Annotated in this window: 15 protein-coding genes; 5 read left to right on the top strand and 10 right to left on the bottom strand. The window is 66.8% G+C overall.

The annotated features are described in order from the left end of the window. Window positions 1-208: 208 nt before the first annotated feature. The gene (gene sucD, locus ASE52_RS15925; RefSeq protein WP_010464520.1) at window positions 209-1,105 is read right to left on the bottom strand and encodes a succinate--CoA ligase subunit alpha; all 897 of its coding nucleotides are present in this window, start codon (window positions 1,103-1,105) and stop codon (window positions 209-211) included. Window positions 1,106-1,120: 15 nt separating this feature from the next. After that, entirely contained in the window at window positions 1,121-2,281 is a 1,161-nt protein-coding gene (gene sucC, locus ASE52_RS15920; protein WP_057227493.1) for an ADP-forming succinate--CoA ligase subunit beta, read from the bottom strand. A gap of 220 nt (window positions 2,282-2,501) precedes the next feature. Here sucC and argC point away from each other — a divergent pair, with 220 nt between their 5' ends. After that, window positions 2,502-3,434, top strand: a complete 933-nt coding sequence (gene argC / locus ASE52_RS15915; RefSeq protein WP_057227491.1) for an N-acetyl-gamma-glutamyl-phosphate reductase — start codon at window positions 2,502-2,504, stop codon at window positions 3,432-3,434. Window positions 3,435-3,555: 121 nt separating this feature from the next. Further along, entirely contained in the window at window positions 3,556-6,321 is a 2,766-nt protein-coding gene (locus ASE52_RS15910) for a chemotaxis protein CheW (protein ID WP_206743051.1), read from the top strand. 39 nt (window positions 6,322-6,360) lie between these two features. Here the strand turns inward: ASE52_RS15910 and recX are convergent, their stop codons facing one another. After that, window positions 6,361-6,828, bottom strand: coding sequence for a recombination regulator RecX (gene recX / locus ASE52_RS15905; protein ID WP_010464513.1), 468 nt, complete (start codon window positions 6,826-6,828; stop codon window positions 6,361-6,363). An 82-nt stretch (window positions 6,829-6,910) separates the two neighbouring features. Next, on the bottom strand, window positions 6,911-7,987 hold the full coding sequence (gene recA, locus ASE52_RS15900; RefSeq protein ID WP_057227487.1) for a recombinase RecA: 1,077 nt from the start codon (window positions 7,985-7,987) through the stop codon (window positions 6,911-6,913). 142 nt (window positions 7,988-8,129) lie between these two features. On the opposite strand from recA, the gene ASE52_RS15895 reads away from it, so the two are divergent. Continuing rightward, on the top strand, window positions 8,130-8,642 hold the full coding sequence (locus tag ASE52_RS15895; RefSeq protein ID WP_057227485.1) for a MarR family winged helix-turn-helix transcriptional regulator: 513 nt from the start codon (window positions 8,130-8,132) through the stop codon (window positions 8,640-8,642). A 7-nt stretch (window positions 8,643-8,649) separates the two neighbouring features. Here the strand turns inward: ASE52_RS15895 and ASE52_RS15890 are convergent, their stop codons facing one another. The 3 genes from ASE52_RS15890 to ASE52_RS15880 all read right to left on the bottom strand — a co-directional run bounded on the left by ASE52_RS15890 (window position 8,650) and on the right by ASE52_RS15880 (window position 10,457). Then, window positions 8,650-9,165: a Clp protease N-terminal domain-containing protein gene (locus ASE52_RS15890; RefSeq protein WP_055394586.1), complete on the bottom strand. Its 516-nt coding sequence runs from the start codon at window positions 9,163-9,165 to the stop codon at window positions 8,650-8,652. A gap of 15 nt (window positions 9,166-9,180) precedes the next feature. Continuing rightward, complete coding sequence (locus ASE52_RS15885) at window positions 9,181-9,411, bottom strand: helix-turn-helix domain-containing protein (protein ID WP_057227483.1); 231 nt, start codon at window positions 9,409-9,411, stop codon at window positions 9,181-9,183. Window positions 9,412-9,479: 68 nt separating this feature from the next. Then, window positions 9,480-10,457 (bottom strand): LysR substrate-binding domain-containing protein, encoded by a 978-nt coding sequence (locus ASE52_RS15880; protein ID WP_035197544.1) that lies wholly within the window; start codon window positions 10,455-10,457, stop codon window positions 9,480-9,482. Window positions 10,458-10,565: 108 nt separating this feature from the next. Here ASE52_RS15880 and ASE52_RS15875 point away from each other — a divergent pair, with 108 nt between their 5' ends. Both ASE52_RS15875 and ASE52_RS15870 read left to right on the top strand, forming a co-directional pair. Next, complete coding sequence (locus tag ASE52_RS15875) at window positions 10,566-11,531, top strand: tripartite tricarboxylate transporter substrate binding protein BugE (protein ID WP_055394592.1); 966 nt, start codon at window positions 10,566-10,568, stop codon at window positions 11,529-11,531. A gap of 123 nt (window positions 11,532-11,654) precedes the next feature. After that, window positions 11,655-12,590 (top strand): N-formylglutamate amidohydrolase, encoded by a 936-nt coding sequence (locus ASE52_RS15870; protein ID WP_057227481.1) that lies wholly within the window; start codon window positions 11,655-11,657, stop codon window positions 12,588-12,590. 29 nt (window positions 12,591-12,619) lie between these two features. Here ASE52_RS15870 and ASE52_RS15865 read toward each other — a convergent pair whose 3' ends face one another. The 3 genes from ASE52_RS15865 to ASE52_RS15855 all read right to left on the bottom strand — a co-directional run bounded on the left by ASE52_RS15865 (window position 12,620) and on the right by ASE52_RS15855 (window position 15,944). Continuing rightward, a complete protein-coding gene (locus ASE52_RS15865; protein ID WP_057227479.1) occupies window positions 12,620-13,813 on the bottom strand; it encodes a serine hydrolase in 1,194 nt (397 codons plus the stop codon). A 62-nt stretch (window positions 13,814-13,875) separates the two neighbouring features. Further along, complete coding sequence (locus tag ASE52_RS15860; RefSeq protein ID WP_241777023.1) at window positions 13,876-15,291, bottom strand: HAMP domain-containing sensor histidine kinase; 1,416 nt, start codon at window positions 15,289-15,291, stop codon at window positions 13,876-13,878. Then, window positions 15,288-15,944, bottom strand: coding sequence for a response regulator (locus ASE52_RS15855; RefSeq protein WP_057227475.1), 657 nt, complete (start codon window positions 15,942-15,944; stop codon window positions 15,288-15,290). Before ASE52_RS15855 ends, ASE52_RS15860 begins: the two co-directional genes overlap by 4 nt. Between the last annotated feature and the right edge of the window lie 3 nt (window positions 15,945-15,947).

Genomic DNA, 15,947 nt, shown 5'->3' with positions numbered 1-15,947 from the left:
GTTGTGCCAATCGCAATGCCATTTTTGTCACAACAAGGGGCGGGTTGGACGTGATGTCCCGGGAGCCACTTCGGCAGCACGCTTTCTGAAAACGAAAAAAGCGCCCGGAACCTTGGTACCGGGCGCTTTTTTGGAGATTCGCCTCGACTCGCCTCTCAAGCCGCTCGGCCCGAGGCGTCCGTTGTTGCGCGAACGGTCGCGGCGAGATTTACTTCAGCTGGGCCTTGAGCAGCTTGCCCAGTTCCGACGGATTGCGGGTGATGATGAAACCCGACTCTTCCATGATGGCGAGCTTGGCATCGGCCGTGTCGGCACCACCGGAGATCAGAGCGCCGGCGTGGCCCATGCGCTTGCCGGGGGGGGCGGTCACGCCAGCGATGAAGCCCACGATAGGCTTCTTCATGTTGGCCTTGCACCATTGGGCGGCTTCAGCTTCGTCAGGACCGCCGATTTCGCCGATCATGATCACGGCATCGGTGTCCGGGTCGTCGTTGAAGGCCTTCATCACGTCGATGTGCTTGAGGCCATTGATGGGGTCGCCACCAATGCCCACGGCGCTCGACTGGCCCAGGCCCACTTCGGTCAGCATGGCCACGGCTTCGTACGTCAGCGTGCCGGAGCGGCTCACGACGCCGATGCGGCCCTTGCGGTGGATGTGGCCGGGCATGATGCCGATCTTGATCTCGTCGGGCGTGATCAGGCCGGGGCAGTTGGGGCCCAGCAGCAGCGTGCGCTTGCCGCCAGCGGCTTCCTTGGCCTTCATCTTGTTGCGCACTTCCAGCATGTCGCGCACCGGGATGCCTTCGGTGATGCAGATGGCCAAGTCCAGGTCGGCCTCGACGGCTTCCCAGATCGCGGCCGCAGCGCCTGCGGGCGGCACGTAGATCACCGACACGGTGGCGCCGGTCTGCGATGCGGCTTCCTTGACGGAGGCGTAGATCGGGATGTTGAAGATCGACTCGCCGGCCTTCTTGGGGTTCACGCCTGCCACGAAGGCATTCTTGCCGTTCGCGTATTCCTGGCACTTTTCAGTGTGGAACTGGCCCGTCTTGCCCGTGATGCCCTGGGTGATGACCTTGGTGTCTTTGTTGATGTAGATCGACATGTGTGTTCTCCGGGCTTACTTGACGGCAGCAACGATCTTGGTCGCAGCTTCGGCCATGGTGTCTGCAGCGATGATGGGCAGGCCGGACTCGGCCAGCATCTTCTTGCCCAGCTCTTCGTTCGTGCCCTTCATGCGCACGACCAGCGGCACGTTCAGGTTCACGGCCTTGCAGGCGGTGATCACGCCGGTGGCGATGGTGTCGCACTTCATGATGCCGCCGAAGATGTTGACCAGGATGCCTTCGACCTTGGGGTTCTTGAGCATGATCTTGAAGGCTTCGGTCACCTTCTCGGGGGTGGCGCCGCCGCCCACGTCCAGGAAGTTGGCGGGCTCGCCGCCGAACAGCTTGATGGTGTCCATGGTGGCCATGGCCAGGCCGGCGCCGTTCACCAGGCAGCCGATGTTGCCATCCAGGCTGATGTAGGCCAGGTCGAACTTCGAGGCTTCCACTTCAGCCGGATCTTCTTCGTCCAGATCGCGGAAGGCCACGATTTCAGGGTGGCGGAACAGCGCGTTGGCGTCGAAGTTGAACTTCGCGTCCAGGGCCATCAGGTTGCCCTTGGAGTCGCAGTTCAGCGGGTTGATTTCCACCAGCGACGCGTCGGTTTCCATGTAGCACTTGTAGATCTTGGCGAAGATGTCTACGGCCTGGTCGATGGAGGCACCGGTCAGGCCGATGGCGGCTGCGACCTTCTTGCTTTGCTCGGTGGTGATGCCGACGATGGGGTCGATCATCTCGGTGATGATCTTCTCGGGGGTGGAGTGGGCCACTTCCTCGATGTCCATGCCGCCTTCGCTCGACGCGATCAGGGCGACCTTCTGCGTGCCGCGGTCGGTGACCAGGGATACATACAGTTCGTTCTTGATGTCGGCGCCGTCTTCGATGTACAGGCGGCGGACCTTCTGGCCTTCGGGGCCGGTCTGGTGCGTCTTGAGTTGCATGCCCAGGATTTCGCCCGAGATGCGCTTGACGTCTTCAATGGTCTTGGCAACCTTCACGCCGCCGCCCTTGCCACGGCCACCGGCGTGGATCTGGGCCTTCACGACCCACACAGGGCCGCCGAGCTTCTGGGCTGCTTCGACGGCTTCTTGCACCGTGAATGCGGGAATGCCGCGCGGAACGGGCACACCAAAATTGCGCAAGATTTCCTTGCCTTGGTATTCGTGAATCTTCATGAGGTCTCTCTCAGGGAAGGATGGTGGTTACCCGTTTACCATGAACAACAAAATGTCTGGCCGCGGGCTGGGAACATGGCAACCAGCAACTGTATCATGTTGCAATGCACCATTCTTGTGCGTAGCTGACGGCCCCCTGTCCCCGCCGGGTGGCTGGTTTTTGTCTCTTTTGTGGATCGTTTTGGCAGACGCTGCCGCCCTTTTTTGCAGGAGCACCCCCATGTCCAAAGTCTTTATCGATGGCGAAGCCGGTACCACGGGCCTGCAGATCCGCGAGCGTCTGCAGGCCATGCCGCAGATCGAGTTGGTCAGTATCGCGCCCGAGTTGCGCAAGGACCCCGCAGCCAAACGCGATCTGATCGCCGGGGTCGATCTGGTGATCCTGTGCCTGCACGACGACGCCGCGCGCGACACCGTGGCCATGGTGGATGAGATTGCCCAGAGCACGGGCCGCAAGGTCAAGGTGATTGATGCCAGCACGGCCCACCGCACGGCACCGGGCTGGGTGTTTGGTTTTCCCGAGCTGGCCCCGGGCCAGCGCGAAGCCGTGGCCCAGGCGGACCGTGTGGCCAACCCCGGCTGTTACGCCACAGGCGCCATTGCGCTGCTGCGCCCCCTGGTGGATGCAGGCTTGGTGCCCAAGGACTTCCCTCTGGCACTGCCTTCGGTCAGCGGCTACTCCGGTGGAGGCCGCACCATGATCGAAGCCTACGAAGCTGGCACTGCGCCACTGTTTGAGGCCTACGCTCTGACCCTGCAGCACAAGCACCTGCCCGAAATCATGCGCTACACCGGCATCACGCGGCGCCCGATTTTCGTGCCTTCGGTGGGCAACTTCCGGCAGGGTATGCTGGTGCAGCTGCCCCTGCATCTGGATCTGCTGCCTGGCGCCCCCAAGGCGGCTGACCTGCATGATGCACTGGCCTCGCACTATGCCAAGAGCAACACTCCCGAGCAATGGGTCAGCGTGCTGCCCGCCACGGCCGACGGCAAGCTCGATGCCACGGCGCTCAACGACACCAACAAGCTGGAGCTGCGCGTGTTTGCCAACGAAGAACACCGCCACGCCGTGCTGATTGCGCGCCTGGACAACCTGGGCAAAGGAGCCAGCGGAGCCGCCGTGCAGAACCTGCAGCTCATGCTGGGCCTTTGAACCGCGGCGGGTTTCCGATCCTCCTGCTTTCCCGGTAGATTCTCAAGCGCGCCAGATCTGGCGCGCTTTTTCTTTGGGCGCCTCCATCGGAATCGTTTAAGCTGATTCCAGACCGCTGACCGTGCCAGGCCCGCTGGCGCACGCCGTGAGTTTTTTGGGGGGGCTGATGGGTTTTCCACTGTCTTACGACATCGTGGCGCCGCAAATGCGGTCGCTGCAAAAGCTCGAAGCTGCGTTGCAGCGCCTGGACCTTCGCTGGGAGGTCATCGACACCACTGCGCGCATCGTGTGCCCTGGCGAGGCTGCGGGCTTCCTGCATACCCTGGACCAGACGCGCACGGCGTTTGCCACGCTCGCGCAGGAAATGGTGGAGCACATTGCCACCACCCACCTGAGCAATCGCCTGGGCGACCTGGCCTCGCGGGCCCAGGTGGCCATCGACATCCTGGTGCGCAATCTTTTCGAGCGCACGGCCGATGTGGGCTTCATCGCTACCGATGGACCGCTGGTGGCCTTTGTGGAGGCGGCGGGAGACAACGGCGACCCTGATACCGCCACGCTGCTGCGCCGCCGGCTGCAAGAGTACCGCGCCAAATACACCGTCTACGACGACATCCTGCTGCTGGATGCCTACGCCCATCCGTTGCTAGGCCTGGAGGACCGGCAGGTGAGCGAGGCCCTGGTTGCGCAGGAGCCCGCCTGGTGGCGCGGCGCGATGGACCGTCCCGGCTATGGCGAGCACTATGGTGCCTCGGCTTGGTATCCCGGCGAAGGCGATCTGTTGCTGTACGTGCACCGGGTCGCGTCGGCCCAGGGGCGCGCCTGTGGTGCCGTGGTGCTGCGCTTCGGGCTCCATTCCGAGCTGGAGTCGATCTTTGCCGACCTGCGCGACCCCGAGGACCGCGTGGCGTTGTTGCTGGTGGATGGCAGTGACCGTGTCATTGCGTCCAGCAAGCCGGCTGAATTCTCGGTGGGCGAGTTCCTGGCCACCGGCTCTCTGCAGTCACTCGATGCCCGCCCCTGCACGCACCGTGGCCATGACTATCTGGCGCAGGCCCGCACCACCCGGGGCTACCAGGGCTACCAAGGCCTGCCTTGGCGGGCGGTGGCGCTGGTGCGACTGGATGCGGCGTTCAAGGGCGAGCAAGCTACGCCGGACTCTGCAGCGGGTGCTGCCCAGCACATTGGCGCTGGGGCCGGTGGCGCGCAGGCACCGGTGGAGACGGCAGGCATGGAAGTGGACGATCCCATGCTGCGCGCCATTGTGGAACGCGCCCGCGCCATCGAGGAGGGGCTGACCCGCGTGATCTGGAATGGCAAGGTGGCCGAATCGGCGGTGAGCGCAGGTTCGTCGATCCATGCCGTGTTTGACCAGATCGGGCGCACGGGCAAGGACACCATTGCCGTCTTCGACGGTGCCATCCAGGAACTGCGCGGGCTGTTGCTGGCAGGGCGCCGCGCCGAGATGAAGGTCCATGCCGGCCTGGCGGTCCGCATCATGGACCGCAATCTCTACGAACGCGCCAACGACTGCCGCTGGTGGGCCCTGTCTGAAGAGCTGGCCCATGCGCTGACAGACATACAGGCCCGGGGCGCGCCGGAGCAATCGGCAGCTGCAGCACAGCGCGCGGCGCAGATCCTCGCGCACCTCAACAGCCTCTATACGGTGTACCGGCGCGTGGCGCTGTTTGACCGCCAGGGGCGTGTGGTGGCTGTGTCTTGCGATGCCAACACGCTGCCCGCCGACCTGCAGCTGGATGCCGACCTGGTGCGGCGCACCCTGGCCTTGCAGGGTGCGCAGGCTTATGCCGTGTCGCCCATGCTGCCCCAGGCGCTGGCCGACGGCTTGCCCGCCTATGTGTACTGCGCTGCGCTGCGCACCGCGCCGGGTGGCCCGGTGGTGGGTGGCATTGCCCTGGCCTTCAACTGCGCCACCGAGCTGAAAGCCATGCTGCGCGATGCGTTGCCGCAGGGACAGGCCATGCGCGGCTTCTTCACTGATGCGCAGGGGCGCGTGCTGGCCAGCGCCGACGAGGATGGCCCGGATGCCGCCCAGGGCGGCGCGCCACCTGTGCTGCCTTTTGTAGCCGATATCGCGCGGGCTGCGGTGCCGACAGGCGCTGCAGGGCGGCAGCCCGGGCCCGCCGGAAAAACTCCCTCTGTGGCCACGGCGTCCGCCATGCCCGCCACCGCGCAGCGCGTGCGCTGGCAAGGGCAGGACTATCTGGCGGGTGTTGCGGCCAGCACCGGATACCGGGAATTCAAGCGCGACGACGGGTACCGGGAACCCGTGTATTCCGTATTGCTGATGCCCGTGCAGCCCGCCGTGGCCAGCAGCAGTGCGCTGGCCCTGCCGCAGTCATCCGTGAACGGGGCCGGTGGCAACGTGCGCCGCTATGGCGTGGTGGCCTGTGGCGCCTTGTTGTTGGCCATTGACAGCGCCCATGTGCAGCAGGCCATGTCGGCCGCGCGCCTGGTGCAGGTGCCTGGTCCGGCGCAGTTGGCTGGCATGCTGGAGATTGCCCACGAAGGCGGGACCCGCATGGCACCAGCCTATGACGCCTGCCGCATTGCGGGCCTGTCTGCGTTGGCCGACCCTCGGCGGGCCGTGGCAGTGGTGGTGACGAGCCAGGGCCGCCCGGTGGTGCTGTTGGTGGAGCGCCTGGTGGGGGTGGTGTCGCAGGACAGCGTGCACCCTGTGCCGGGCAGCGTGTCCGCACACGCCCCGTGGATCACGGGCATCCTGAGCGACCGGGGCTCGGGCCAGGCCATCGTGTATGTGGTGAATCCCAATGGCCTGGATGCCCGGTGGGCACCCTTGCCGCCCGAGGTGCTTGCGGCACCATCAGCCAGCGGTACCGCCGCAGAGTTGCCAATGCAGCGCTGACCGGGCCTGGTCAGCGGACACGTTGGCTGCCGGCCTGGGTCAGGCAGCGCCAGGGTCTTCGTCCTCCGTGTCGCCCCCAATGGCTTTCTGGATGGCATACAGGGTGAAGCCGCGTGCCATCAGGAAGCGGACCTGGCGCGAGCGTTCTTTCATGTCCAGAGGCACCTGGCCAAACTTGCGCTGCCATACCTCGCGCGCGCGCTGCACCTCGGTGGCCAGCAGCGGAGCCGTGGCCTCGCGCGCCAGCTCATCGGCCACGCCCCGGGTGCGCAGTTCCCGGACCAGGCGGGCGGCACCCAGGCGGGGGCCCCGGCGATGCACCAGGGATTGGGCCGCGCGCTGGTCGCTCAGCCAGTCCTGCTCCACCAGCAGGTCCAGCAGGGCGGCCAGCTCCTCGGGGCTCTCCGCGTGGGGCGCCAGCTTGGTGGCCAGCTCGCTGCGGGAATGTTCCCGCTGGCTCAGAAGGCGCAGGGCCCGGCCCTTGAGCGAGAGCGTGGTGAATCCCATGAATCTCTGCGCTTCAAATTTGATAGCTGTCAGCGCTTGTCAATCAAGCGCTGGAGGCCTATTTTGTTTGAAGTTTCGGAGTTCACTCGCTCGCGGCGGCGGCAGGGGCTTGCAGTGCGTCGGGCAGCAGCGCAATGCCAAGTCCTTCGCGCACCTTGTTCTCGATTTCACGGGCCAGGTCGGGGTTCTCGCGCAGGAACTCGCGCGCGTTGTCGCGGCCCTGGCCAATCTTCTCTCCGTTGTAGGCATACCAGGCGCCCGACTTCTCGACGATCTTGGCGGTCACGCCCATGTCGATGATCTCGCCCTCGCGGCTGATGCCCTCACCGAACAGGATGTCGAACTCGGCCGTCTTGAACGGGGGCGACACCTTGTTCTTGACCACCTTGACCTTGGTTTCGTTGCCGATGGCTTCGTCGCCCTTCTTGATGGTGCCGGTGCGGCGGATGTCCAGGCGCACGGAGGCGTAGAACTTGAGCGCGTTGCCGCCGGTGGTGGTTTCAGGCGAGCCGAACATCACGCCGATCTTCATGCGGATCTGGTTGATGAAGATGACCATGCAGTTGGTCTTCTTGATGGTGGCGGTCAGCTTGCGCAGCGCCTGGCTCATCAGGCGGGCCTGCAGGCCGGGCAGGGCATCGCCCATTTCGCCTTCGATTTCGGCCTTGGGCGTGAGGGCTGCGACCGAGTCGATGACGATCAGGTCCACGGCGCCCGAGCGCACCAGGCTGTCCACGATCTCCAGCGCCTGCTCGCCGGTATCGGGCTGGCTGATCAGCAGGTCGGACAGCTGCACCCCGAGCTTCTGGGCGTATTGCACATCCAAGGCATGTTCCGCATCCACGAACGCGCAGGTGCCGCCCTGTTTTTGCATCTCGGCAATCACCTGCAGCGTGAGCGTGGTCTTGCCCGAGGATTCCGGGCCGTAGATCTCGACCACCCGGCCACGGGGCAGGCCACCTACACCCAGGGCAATGTCCAGGCCCAGCGAGCCGGTGGAGACCACCTGGATGTCCTCAATCACCTCGCCTTCACCCAGGCGCATGATCGTGCCCTTACCGAATTGTTTCTCGATCTGGGCGAGCGCGGCGGCCAGGGCCTTGGCCTTTTCGGTGTTCACGGGCAATGCGGGGTTGGTGCCTTTGACTGCGACGTCCATGAGAAAACTCCTTGAAAAACAACAGGTTGGATGTTTGCATTGCTCTGCAATTAATCACAGGCTGGATGCTTGAACAGTAGTTTATGCGAGCTATCGGAAGGCATTCAAGGATAATTTGGTCAGTTTGCCTGACAATTCAGCGATGCCTGATTTGTCCCTTCCATCCCCTGCCGAAGACGGCTGGCGCCAGACCCACCTGGGCCGCCTGTTCGGCCACGCCATGCGCCGTTTCGACGCCCGCGTGCTGCAGCTCATGGCGCACAACGTGGAAGTGCCGCTGGCGCTGTCCAATCTGGCGGCGCGCGACCAGGTGAGCGCAGCCCATGTGCACATCACGCGCCACCTGGCGCTGCAGGGCGACCGGCTGACCGACCTGGCCCAGCGTGCGGGCATGACCAAGCAGGCCATGGCCAACCTGGTGGACCAGTGCGAGGCCTGGGGCCTGGTCACGCGCGAGGCCGACCCGCTGGACGCACGTGCGCGCCGCGTGTGTTTCACGACCACGGGCCTGGCGTGGCTGCAGGCGTTCCGGGATGCGGTGGCACAGGCAGAAGCCGAGTTCCGGACCGAAGTAGGTCACGACGTGGCCACCGTGGTGGCCATTGGACTGGAGGCCTATGCGGGCGGCGATGGGGTCGGTACGTTGATGCGCTGAACCTGGGTCAGGCGGCTGCGCCCGTTGCCAATGGCACCTGGGCCTGCGCTGCAGCCGCCAGCTGGCCTGCATCGATGCCCATGGCACGCAGTGTGCGCGCCGCCACGCCTTGCGGCATGGTGGCCACCACTGCCACTACGTGGGCCCCCAGAAGGGGGCCGCCCTGGTCCTTGCGGGAGCGCGCGAGCGTCTGCATGACCTCCTGGCCCGAGGGCTGGGCCCGGTAGAGGCCTGGAACCGGTGGCGCGAGGGCCTGTGCCTGCGGCAGGGGCGCATTCAGTCCCATGTCCTGGAGCGCATCGCGGTACTGCTGCTCGATCGCATCCCGCACGGCGGCGGGGTCGGCCCCCACGCTCTCCAGCGCACGCCGGGCCGACCCCTCGGGAAGATCGATGGCGGCCAGCAGAAAATGCTCGGCCCCCGGTGCGGCCTGGCCGCTTGCGCGGGCATGGGCCTCGGCGCTGGTGCACAGGCAGCTCAGCGTGCGCATGCTCTGGAAGCGGTGTTGCAATTGGCGAAACATGGCGAGAACTCCTTCTCAAGAACGGAACGTCTGTGGGGCCTGGGGCATGTGGGGTGACAGGCGCTTGTGCGCTGCCTGCTTGCTCACGCCCAGGGCTTGGGCGATCTGCGTCCACGACCACCCCTGCTCCAGCGCCGCGGCCACGGCAGCGGTTTCCAGCCGGTCGGCCATCAGGCGCAGGGCGACTACGGCAGCCAGCGCGGCCTCGGGGTTGTCGGGCGGGGGGAGTGCGGGTGGGGGCTGCATTCGTCAACTGTAGTTGACGAATGACCGGGCGTCAACAAACATTGACGAGGGGGTTTTTTGAGCCGGAGTCAGACGGTGGCGAACGTATTCGCTCCCATGTCCGATGCGGGCAGGGGTTGTGGTGTTTCGCCGGCGGGCGAAGCGCAGGCCAACAGCCATTGTTGAAAACACTGCAACGCATGCAGTTGGGTGCGGCCTTCGGGATAACAAAACCAGTAGCCCATGTCGCTCCGGTAGCCACCGCGCAGCGGCGCGTCGGCCAGGGGCTCGCGCACCAGCCCGGCGGTGATCTCGTCCTGCACCAGGCAGCGCGGCACCAGTGCCAGGCCCATTCCAGCCATGACCGCGCGGATCATGGTCTGGAACTGGTCGAACTGCGGGCCCGCCAGGGGATCGATAAGGCCGGGCACCCCGTGTGTCTCGCTCCAGCGCAGCCAGGCCTCGGGCACTGTCACGTGGCGCATCAGCGTGTGGTGCGCCACGTCGCCCGGCGTGTGGACGGCCCAGTCGGCCACGCGGGTGCGCGGGGCGATCAACGCCACCTCGTTGCCGGTGATGTAGTGCGCGTGCGCGCCGGGCCAGTGGCCTTCGCCGAACAGGATGGAGCAGTCCAGCTCGGGCCGCTCGAAGTCGTAGCTGTGCACGTAGGGCACAAAGTGCAATGTGACCTGCGGGTGCTGCTGCTGGAACTGCGGCAGGCGCGGGATCAGCCACTTGGCTGCAAACGTGGGCAGGCTGGACAGGTGCAGTGCGCCACCACCGTCGTCGCTGGTGATCAGCTCCAGGGTCGCCGCCTCCAGCTGCGCCAGTACCGCGCGCACGGCCTTTTCGTAGCGTTCGCCCGCCGGTGTCAGCGCCAGGCGCTTGCGGCTGCGCTCAAACAGCGCCACGCCCACCCACCCCTCCAGCTCCTTGACCTGTTTGCTCACCGCGCTTTGCGTCAGGTGCAAGGCCTCGGCCGCGCGGGAGACGCTGCCAAACCGCGTGACCATGGAAAACGCGCGCAACAGGTGCAAAGGGGGCGAAAGCCGACGAAGAGAGGACATGGTTGCAGGGTTGGATCATTCCATTTTGGAATGTTATCAGGCGTATCCATTGCTTGGAAATTGTCTGTGCCTCACTTAACCTTAAAGCACCCCATAGGAGAAAAACCCATGAAACGCCGTCACATGCTCTCTGCGCTGGCCTCTGTATCTTTCGTTCCTGGAATGTCACTGGCGCAAGAGGGCAAGCCTCTGCGCATCATCGTGCCCTTCCCCCCAGGCGGCGCGACCGACATCACGGCCCGCAGCCTGCAGGAGCCGCTGGCCCGCATCCTCAAGCAGCCCGTGGTGCTGGAAAACCGTGGCGGCGCGGGTGGCTCCATCGGCATGGCCGAAGTGGCCCGGGCCCCTGCGGACGGCTTGACGTTGGGCGTGGCCACGCTGTCCACCCATGGCGTGAACCCCGCCGTCTACAGCAAGCTGCCTTATGACCCCACCAAGGACTTTGTGGGCGTGACCGAGATAGTGAAGGCGCCCGGAGTGGTGGTGGTCAACCCGGCCGTCCTGCCCGTCAAGGACCTTGCGGATCTGGTGAGGCACCTCAAGGCCAACCCCGGCAAGGTGTCCTACGCCACCCCGGGCAACGGCACCATCGGCCACATGTGGGGCGAGCTGTTCAAGCGCAGCGCAGGCACCGCCATGGTTCATATCCCCTACCGGGGTGCAGGCCCGGCCATCAACGATGTGCTGGCTGGTCAGGTGGGGGTGTACTTTGACCAGGTGGCCTCCTCGCTGCCCTACATCAAGGCTGGAAAACTCAAGGCGTTGGCCGTTTCCTGGCCAGTACGGCTGGATGTACTGCCCGATGTGCCCACCTATGCCGCGCTGGGCTACAAACAGGCCAACGAGCCCTCCTGGTTCGGTCTGGTGGCCCCGGCAGGGACGCCCCCGGCGGCGATAGACCGCATCCAGCAGGCCGTGGCACAGGCCCTCAAGGAGCCTGCCGTGCGCGAGCGCCTGGCGGGGCAGGGGTTGTATCCCTCGGGCACGACCTCCAAGGAATTCACCGCACAGATTGCCCATGAGATCGACAAAATGAAGGGTATTGCCACCTACGCCAAGGTGGCGCTGGATTGAACCCACACCGGGCCTGCCGGCCCGGCGGCCATAGCCGGGGAAGACCCTTGCAGGGATATAACCATGGTCTTCACCCGGTCTGGACGGCCAGGCCAGCCGCCCCACTTTGCGCACACTCTGCCTATGCATTCAGCCTTGAAACTGATCCACCACCGCTTCCAGCACGCCCAGCCGGGCGCCACTGGGTCACCCGGACAGGCCACCCACCCCCCCGCTTCCCGCAGGGTGACGGCCATGCCCGGCAACACCCCGCTGGTGCTCGACTCGCCCCACAGCGGCACGCAGTACCCCGCCGACTTCGGCTCGGCCTGCGACCTGCCCACGCTGCGCCGTGCCGAAGACACCCATGTCGAAAAAATCTACGCCTTTGCCCCTGCGCTGGGTGCCGCCTGGGTCGAGGCCCATTTCCCGCGCATCTATCTGGATGCCAACCGCGACACCACCGAGCTCGACACCAGCTTGCTCGATGGCGAGTGGACCGACCCCATCTCCACCGACCCCCAGGTGCTCAGCAAGGTGCGCCTGGGCAAAGGCCTGATCTGGAAGTTCACCGACGAAGGCGAGCCCATCTACAACCGCCAGCTCACCGTGGCCGAGGTGCGCGCGCGCATCGACCAGTGCTGGCGCCCGTACCACGCGGCGGTGGCCCAGGCCATCGATGCCGCCCACGCGCGCCACGGCTACAGCATTCACCTCAACTGCCACTCGATGCCCGCCGTGGCGGGGCGGTTTGCCACCGACTTTCCGGGCCTGGAGCACGCCGACTTCGTGGTGGGCGACCGCGACGGCACCACGGCCAGCCCGGCGCTGTCCGCTCTGATCTGTGAGCATCTGCGCGGCTGTGGCTACAGCGTGGAATACAACCACCCCTACAAAGGCGTGGAGCTGGTGCGCCGCTACGGCAACCCCGCAGAGCACCGCTACAGCATCCAGGTTGAGATCAACCGCAAGCTCTATATGGACGAGCGCACGCTGGCGCAGATGCCCGAGGGCATGGCGCGGCTGCAGGCAGATCTGCAGGTGCTGGTGCGCAGGCTGCTCGCGCACGATCCGCGCTGACGGGCGCGCACCGCTTTCAGAACCGCTTCTCAGGCCAGCAGCGCCGAAACGCTCTCGTACAGCAGCGCGATGCTGTCCTCGGTGGCGATATTGCTGTGCGCAAAGGCGGCGCGCGAACCGTCCATGGCCACGAGCGACAACGCCTGAAACCCGCCGGTTTCGCCCGTGTGCAACAGCCAGCCTGCGCCTTGCATGGCGTGCGAGATCCATCCCAGCGCATAGCGGTTGGCGGGAGCGCGTGCCAGGTCTTGCAGCCCCTGCACGTAGCTGCGGGGCAGGGGCGTGGCATCGCCCCGCAGGGCGTGCAGGTGCCACTGCAGCCACAGGGCGTCGTCCCGCGCGGCCAGGCTCACGGCGCCGGCAGGGCTCAGGATTTCCAGCCATACCCGCTCGGGCGCCCCGGGCAGGCCTTGGGGCTGCAATTGCCCGCCTTCCAGGGCATGGCCTGCGGGCTGGTCGCTGCCCTTTCGCAAAGGCTCGCCAACGAACAGGGAGATGCCCAGCGGCTGGGCCACACGTTGGCGCAGCAGGTCTTCCCAGTCCTGGCCCGTAGCGGCGCGCAGCATACGGGCCGCCAGCGCGTAGCCAGCGTTGGAGTACGCAAAATCCGGGTCGGCCCCCGTGCCCCGGACAGGGGCCTGGCGCAGCAGCCACTGCAGGAAGAAGTCCTCCACTTCGGCGGGCTCTTGCAGTCGGGTGAGCACGTCGGTGCCCACTTCGCCGAGGAATATCGCCACATCCTCCGGTTTGTTGAATGCCATCACGCCCGCGCGGTGGTCCAGCAGCTGCCGCAGCGTGACGCCCTGGTACGCGGGCAGGGCCTCGCGGGCCAGGCCGGGCAGGGTCTGCGCCAGGGTGCTGTCCCAGCGCAGCAGGCCCTGGTCCACCACGCTGGCCGCCACACACGCGGTCATGGCCTTGGTGTTGGAGCCAATCGCCATGACATCGCCGCGTTCCAGCGCAGCGGTGCCGCCCAACCGGCGCAGCCCGGCCACCGCCCCACGGGCGCGCGTGGAATCCGCCCAGCCCGTGGCCGCACCCACAACGCCTTGGGACACCAGCTTGCGGGCTTGGGACTGCAGGCGCTCCATCAAGGCGTCGGCGCCATCGTCGCTGCTGCCGCCGCCACAGGCGGTCACCAGGGTGCCCAGGCCCGCAGCGGCCAGCCAGCGGCGCCGAGAGAGGATGGCGCCGCGCGCCGCAATGGAGTTCAGGAAGTTCATGGCATCTCGCAAAGAAAAGATGCCGGATTGTTGGAATGCGAACCTTGGGCCTACCCAAAGGCCTATCCCGATGCCCGGGCAGGCCAGCGCAGCGTGAAGCCCACGCCCCGGCCCTGCAGGCCCCCGCCCACGCTCACCCGCCCGCCGAGGTGCCCCATGGCCTGCTGCGCGATGGTGAGCCCCAGGCCGGAGCCGCTGCTGCGCGCGCGCGGCGAACGCCAGAACCGCTCGAAGACCCGTGCCTGCTCGCCGGCCTCGATGCCTGGGCCGTCATCGGCAATCCAGACCACCACATCGTCTGCCTCCTCGCCCACGCGCAACTGCACCGCGCGTCCGGCCCCCGGCCCGCAGCCATGCTTGAGGGCGTTGTCCAGCACATTGCCCAGCGCCGACCACAGCAGCTGGCGGTCGAAGACCAGCACCCAGGTATCGGGCCCTTCGAGCGACAGCTCCACGCCCATCTCATCCGCCCAGCGCATGCGCTGGGCCAGGCAGTCCTGCAACAAGGCCATCAGGTCCTGCCGCTCGGCGTTGGGGGTGGGGGCTTCCTCCAGTGCGGCCAGGGTGAGCAACTGCTCGCTCAGGTGCGCTGCGCGCTCAACGGCGTGCATCAGCGCCTCGGACGCCCGCGCCCGCGCTGGGCCTTCAGGGGCCTGGAGGAGTACGTGGGCCTGGGTGGCGATGACCGCCATGGGCGTGCGCAGCTCGTGGGCCGCGTCGTGCACCAGCGCCTTCTCGCGCGCCAGATGGGCGCGCAGGCGGGTGAGCAAATGGTCGAATGCCTGGGCCAGCCCGCGCAGTTCGCGTTCGGGCGGCAGGTCCTGCAGGGGACGCAGGTCGTGGGCAGAGCGCGCCGCGATCTGGGCGCCAAGCCGCGCCAGGGGGCGCAGGCCCGTGCGCACGGCCAGCCACAGCGGCAGGCCCACCAGGGGCAGCGCCAGCAGCACCGAAGCCGCGAGGTCCTCGCCCATGAAGCTGAGCAGCCGCGCGTCGGACAACAGGGGCTCGGCCACCAGCACGCGCCACGCGCCCGAGGTTTCCCACGCAGCCCAGTGCGGGCGCCCCGCAATCACCATCTTGGCGTGGCCGGACGGGCCGGCAAGGGCCACGGCGGGAAGGTCGGCGGCGCTGCTGTGAAACAGCTGCCCGCGTGTGTCCTGCAACTGCAGCAGGACCTTTTCACCCTGCAACAGCTCCACATCCAGGCGCATGGCGTTGAAGGTTTGCGCCATGCCACGCACCAGCGCGCGGGCTTCCACCGGGTCGGGCATGGAGGCCAGTGGCCGCGCCAGCCCCTGCGCCAGCTGGCGCACGCCCGGGTTGGTGCCCATGGTTTCGTAGTGGGTGTAGGCCATCTGCGCCAGCAGGACCAGCCACACCAGCCCCATGGCTGCAAGCAGCGCCAGCAGGGTGCGCCGCATGAGGCTGGGGCCCCACCAGCCGTTCCCAGCGCCGTGTGCCCGGGCAAGCCACCTCATGGCTGCAGCCGGTAGCCCACGCCGCGCACCGTGACCACACGTTGGGCACCGATCTTCTTGCGCAGGTTGGAGACATGCACCTCCAGCGTGGCGGCGTCCAGCGCGTCGCCCAGCGGTTCGAGCCGCTGGGCAAGCACGTTCTTGGCGACCACGGTTCCGGGCTCGCGGGCCAGCTCTACCAACAGGCGGAACTCACGCGGCGACAGGGCCAGCGGGGCGTCGCCCTGCCAGGCCTCATGCCGCCGGGGCGCAATCCGCAGTGTGCCCAGCGTCCATTCCTCGCAGGCCTGGCGGGCGCTGCGCCGCAGCACCGCATGCAGGCGCGACAGCAGCTCGGGCACGTGAAAGGGCTTGAGGACATAGTCGTCCGCGCCGCCGTCCAGGCCGTCCAGCCGGTCCTGCAGCGCCGTGCGGGCGGTGATGACGATCACGGGCACCGCAATGCCCGCGCGCCGCCAGCGGCGCAGCAGTGCCATGCCCTGGCCGTCGGGCAGGGTCAGGTCCAGCAGCACGGCGGCGATCTCGTTGGCGTCGGGCACGGGCGGCGTGGCGGCCGCGCTGCGCAGCCATTGCACGGTGAACCCGTCCAGCTGCAGGGCCTGCAGCAGCGCTTGTCCCAGGTCCAGATCGTCTTCGATGAGCAGGATGTGCATGGC

Source organism: Acidovorax sp. Root275 (genome assembly GCF_001428965.1).
GTDB classification, from domain to species: domain Bacteria; phylum Pseudomonadota; class Gammaproteobacteria; order Burkholderiales; family Burkholderiaceae_C; genus Acidovorax; species Acidovorax radicis.
The sequence above is the reverse complement of the archived record's forward strand: the minus strand, read 5'-3'. Positions and strand labels throughout refer to the sequence as shown.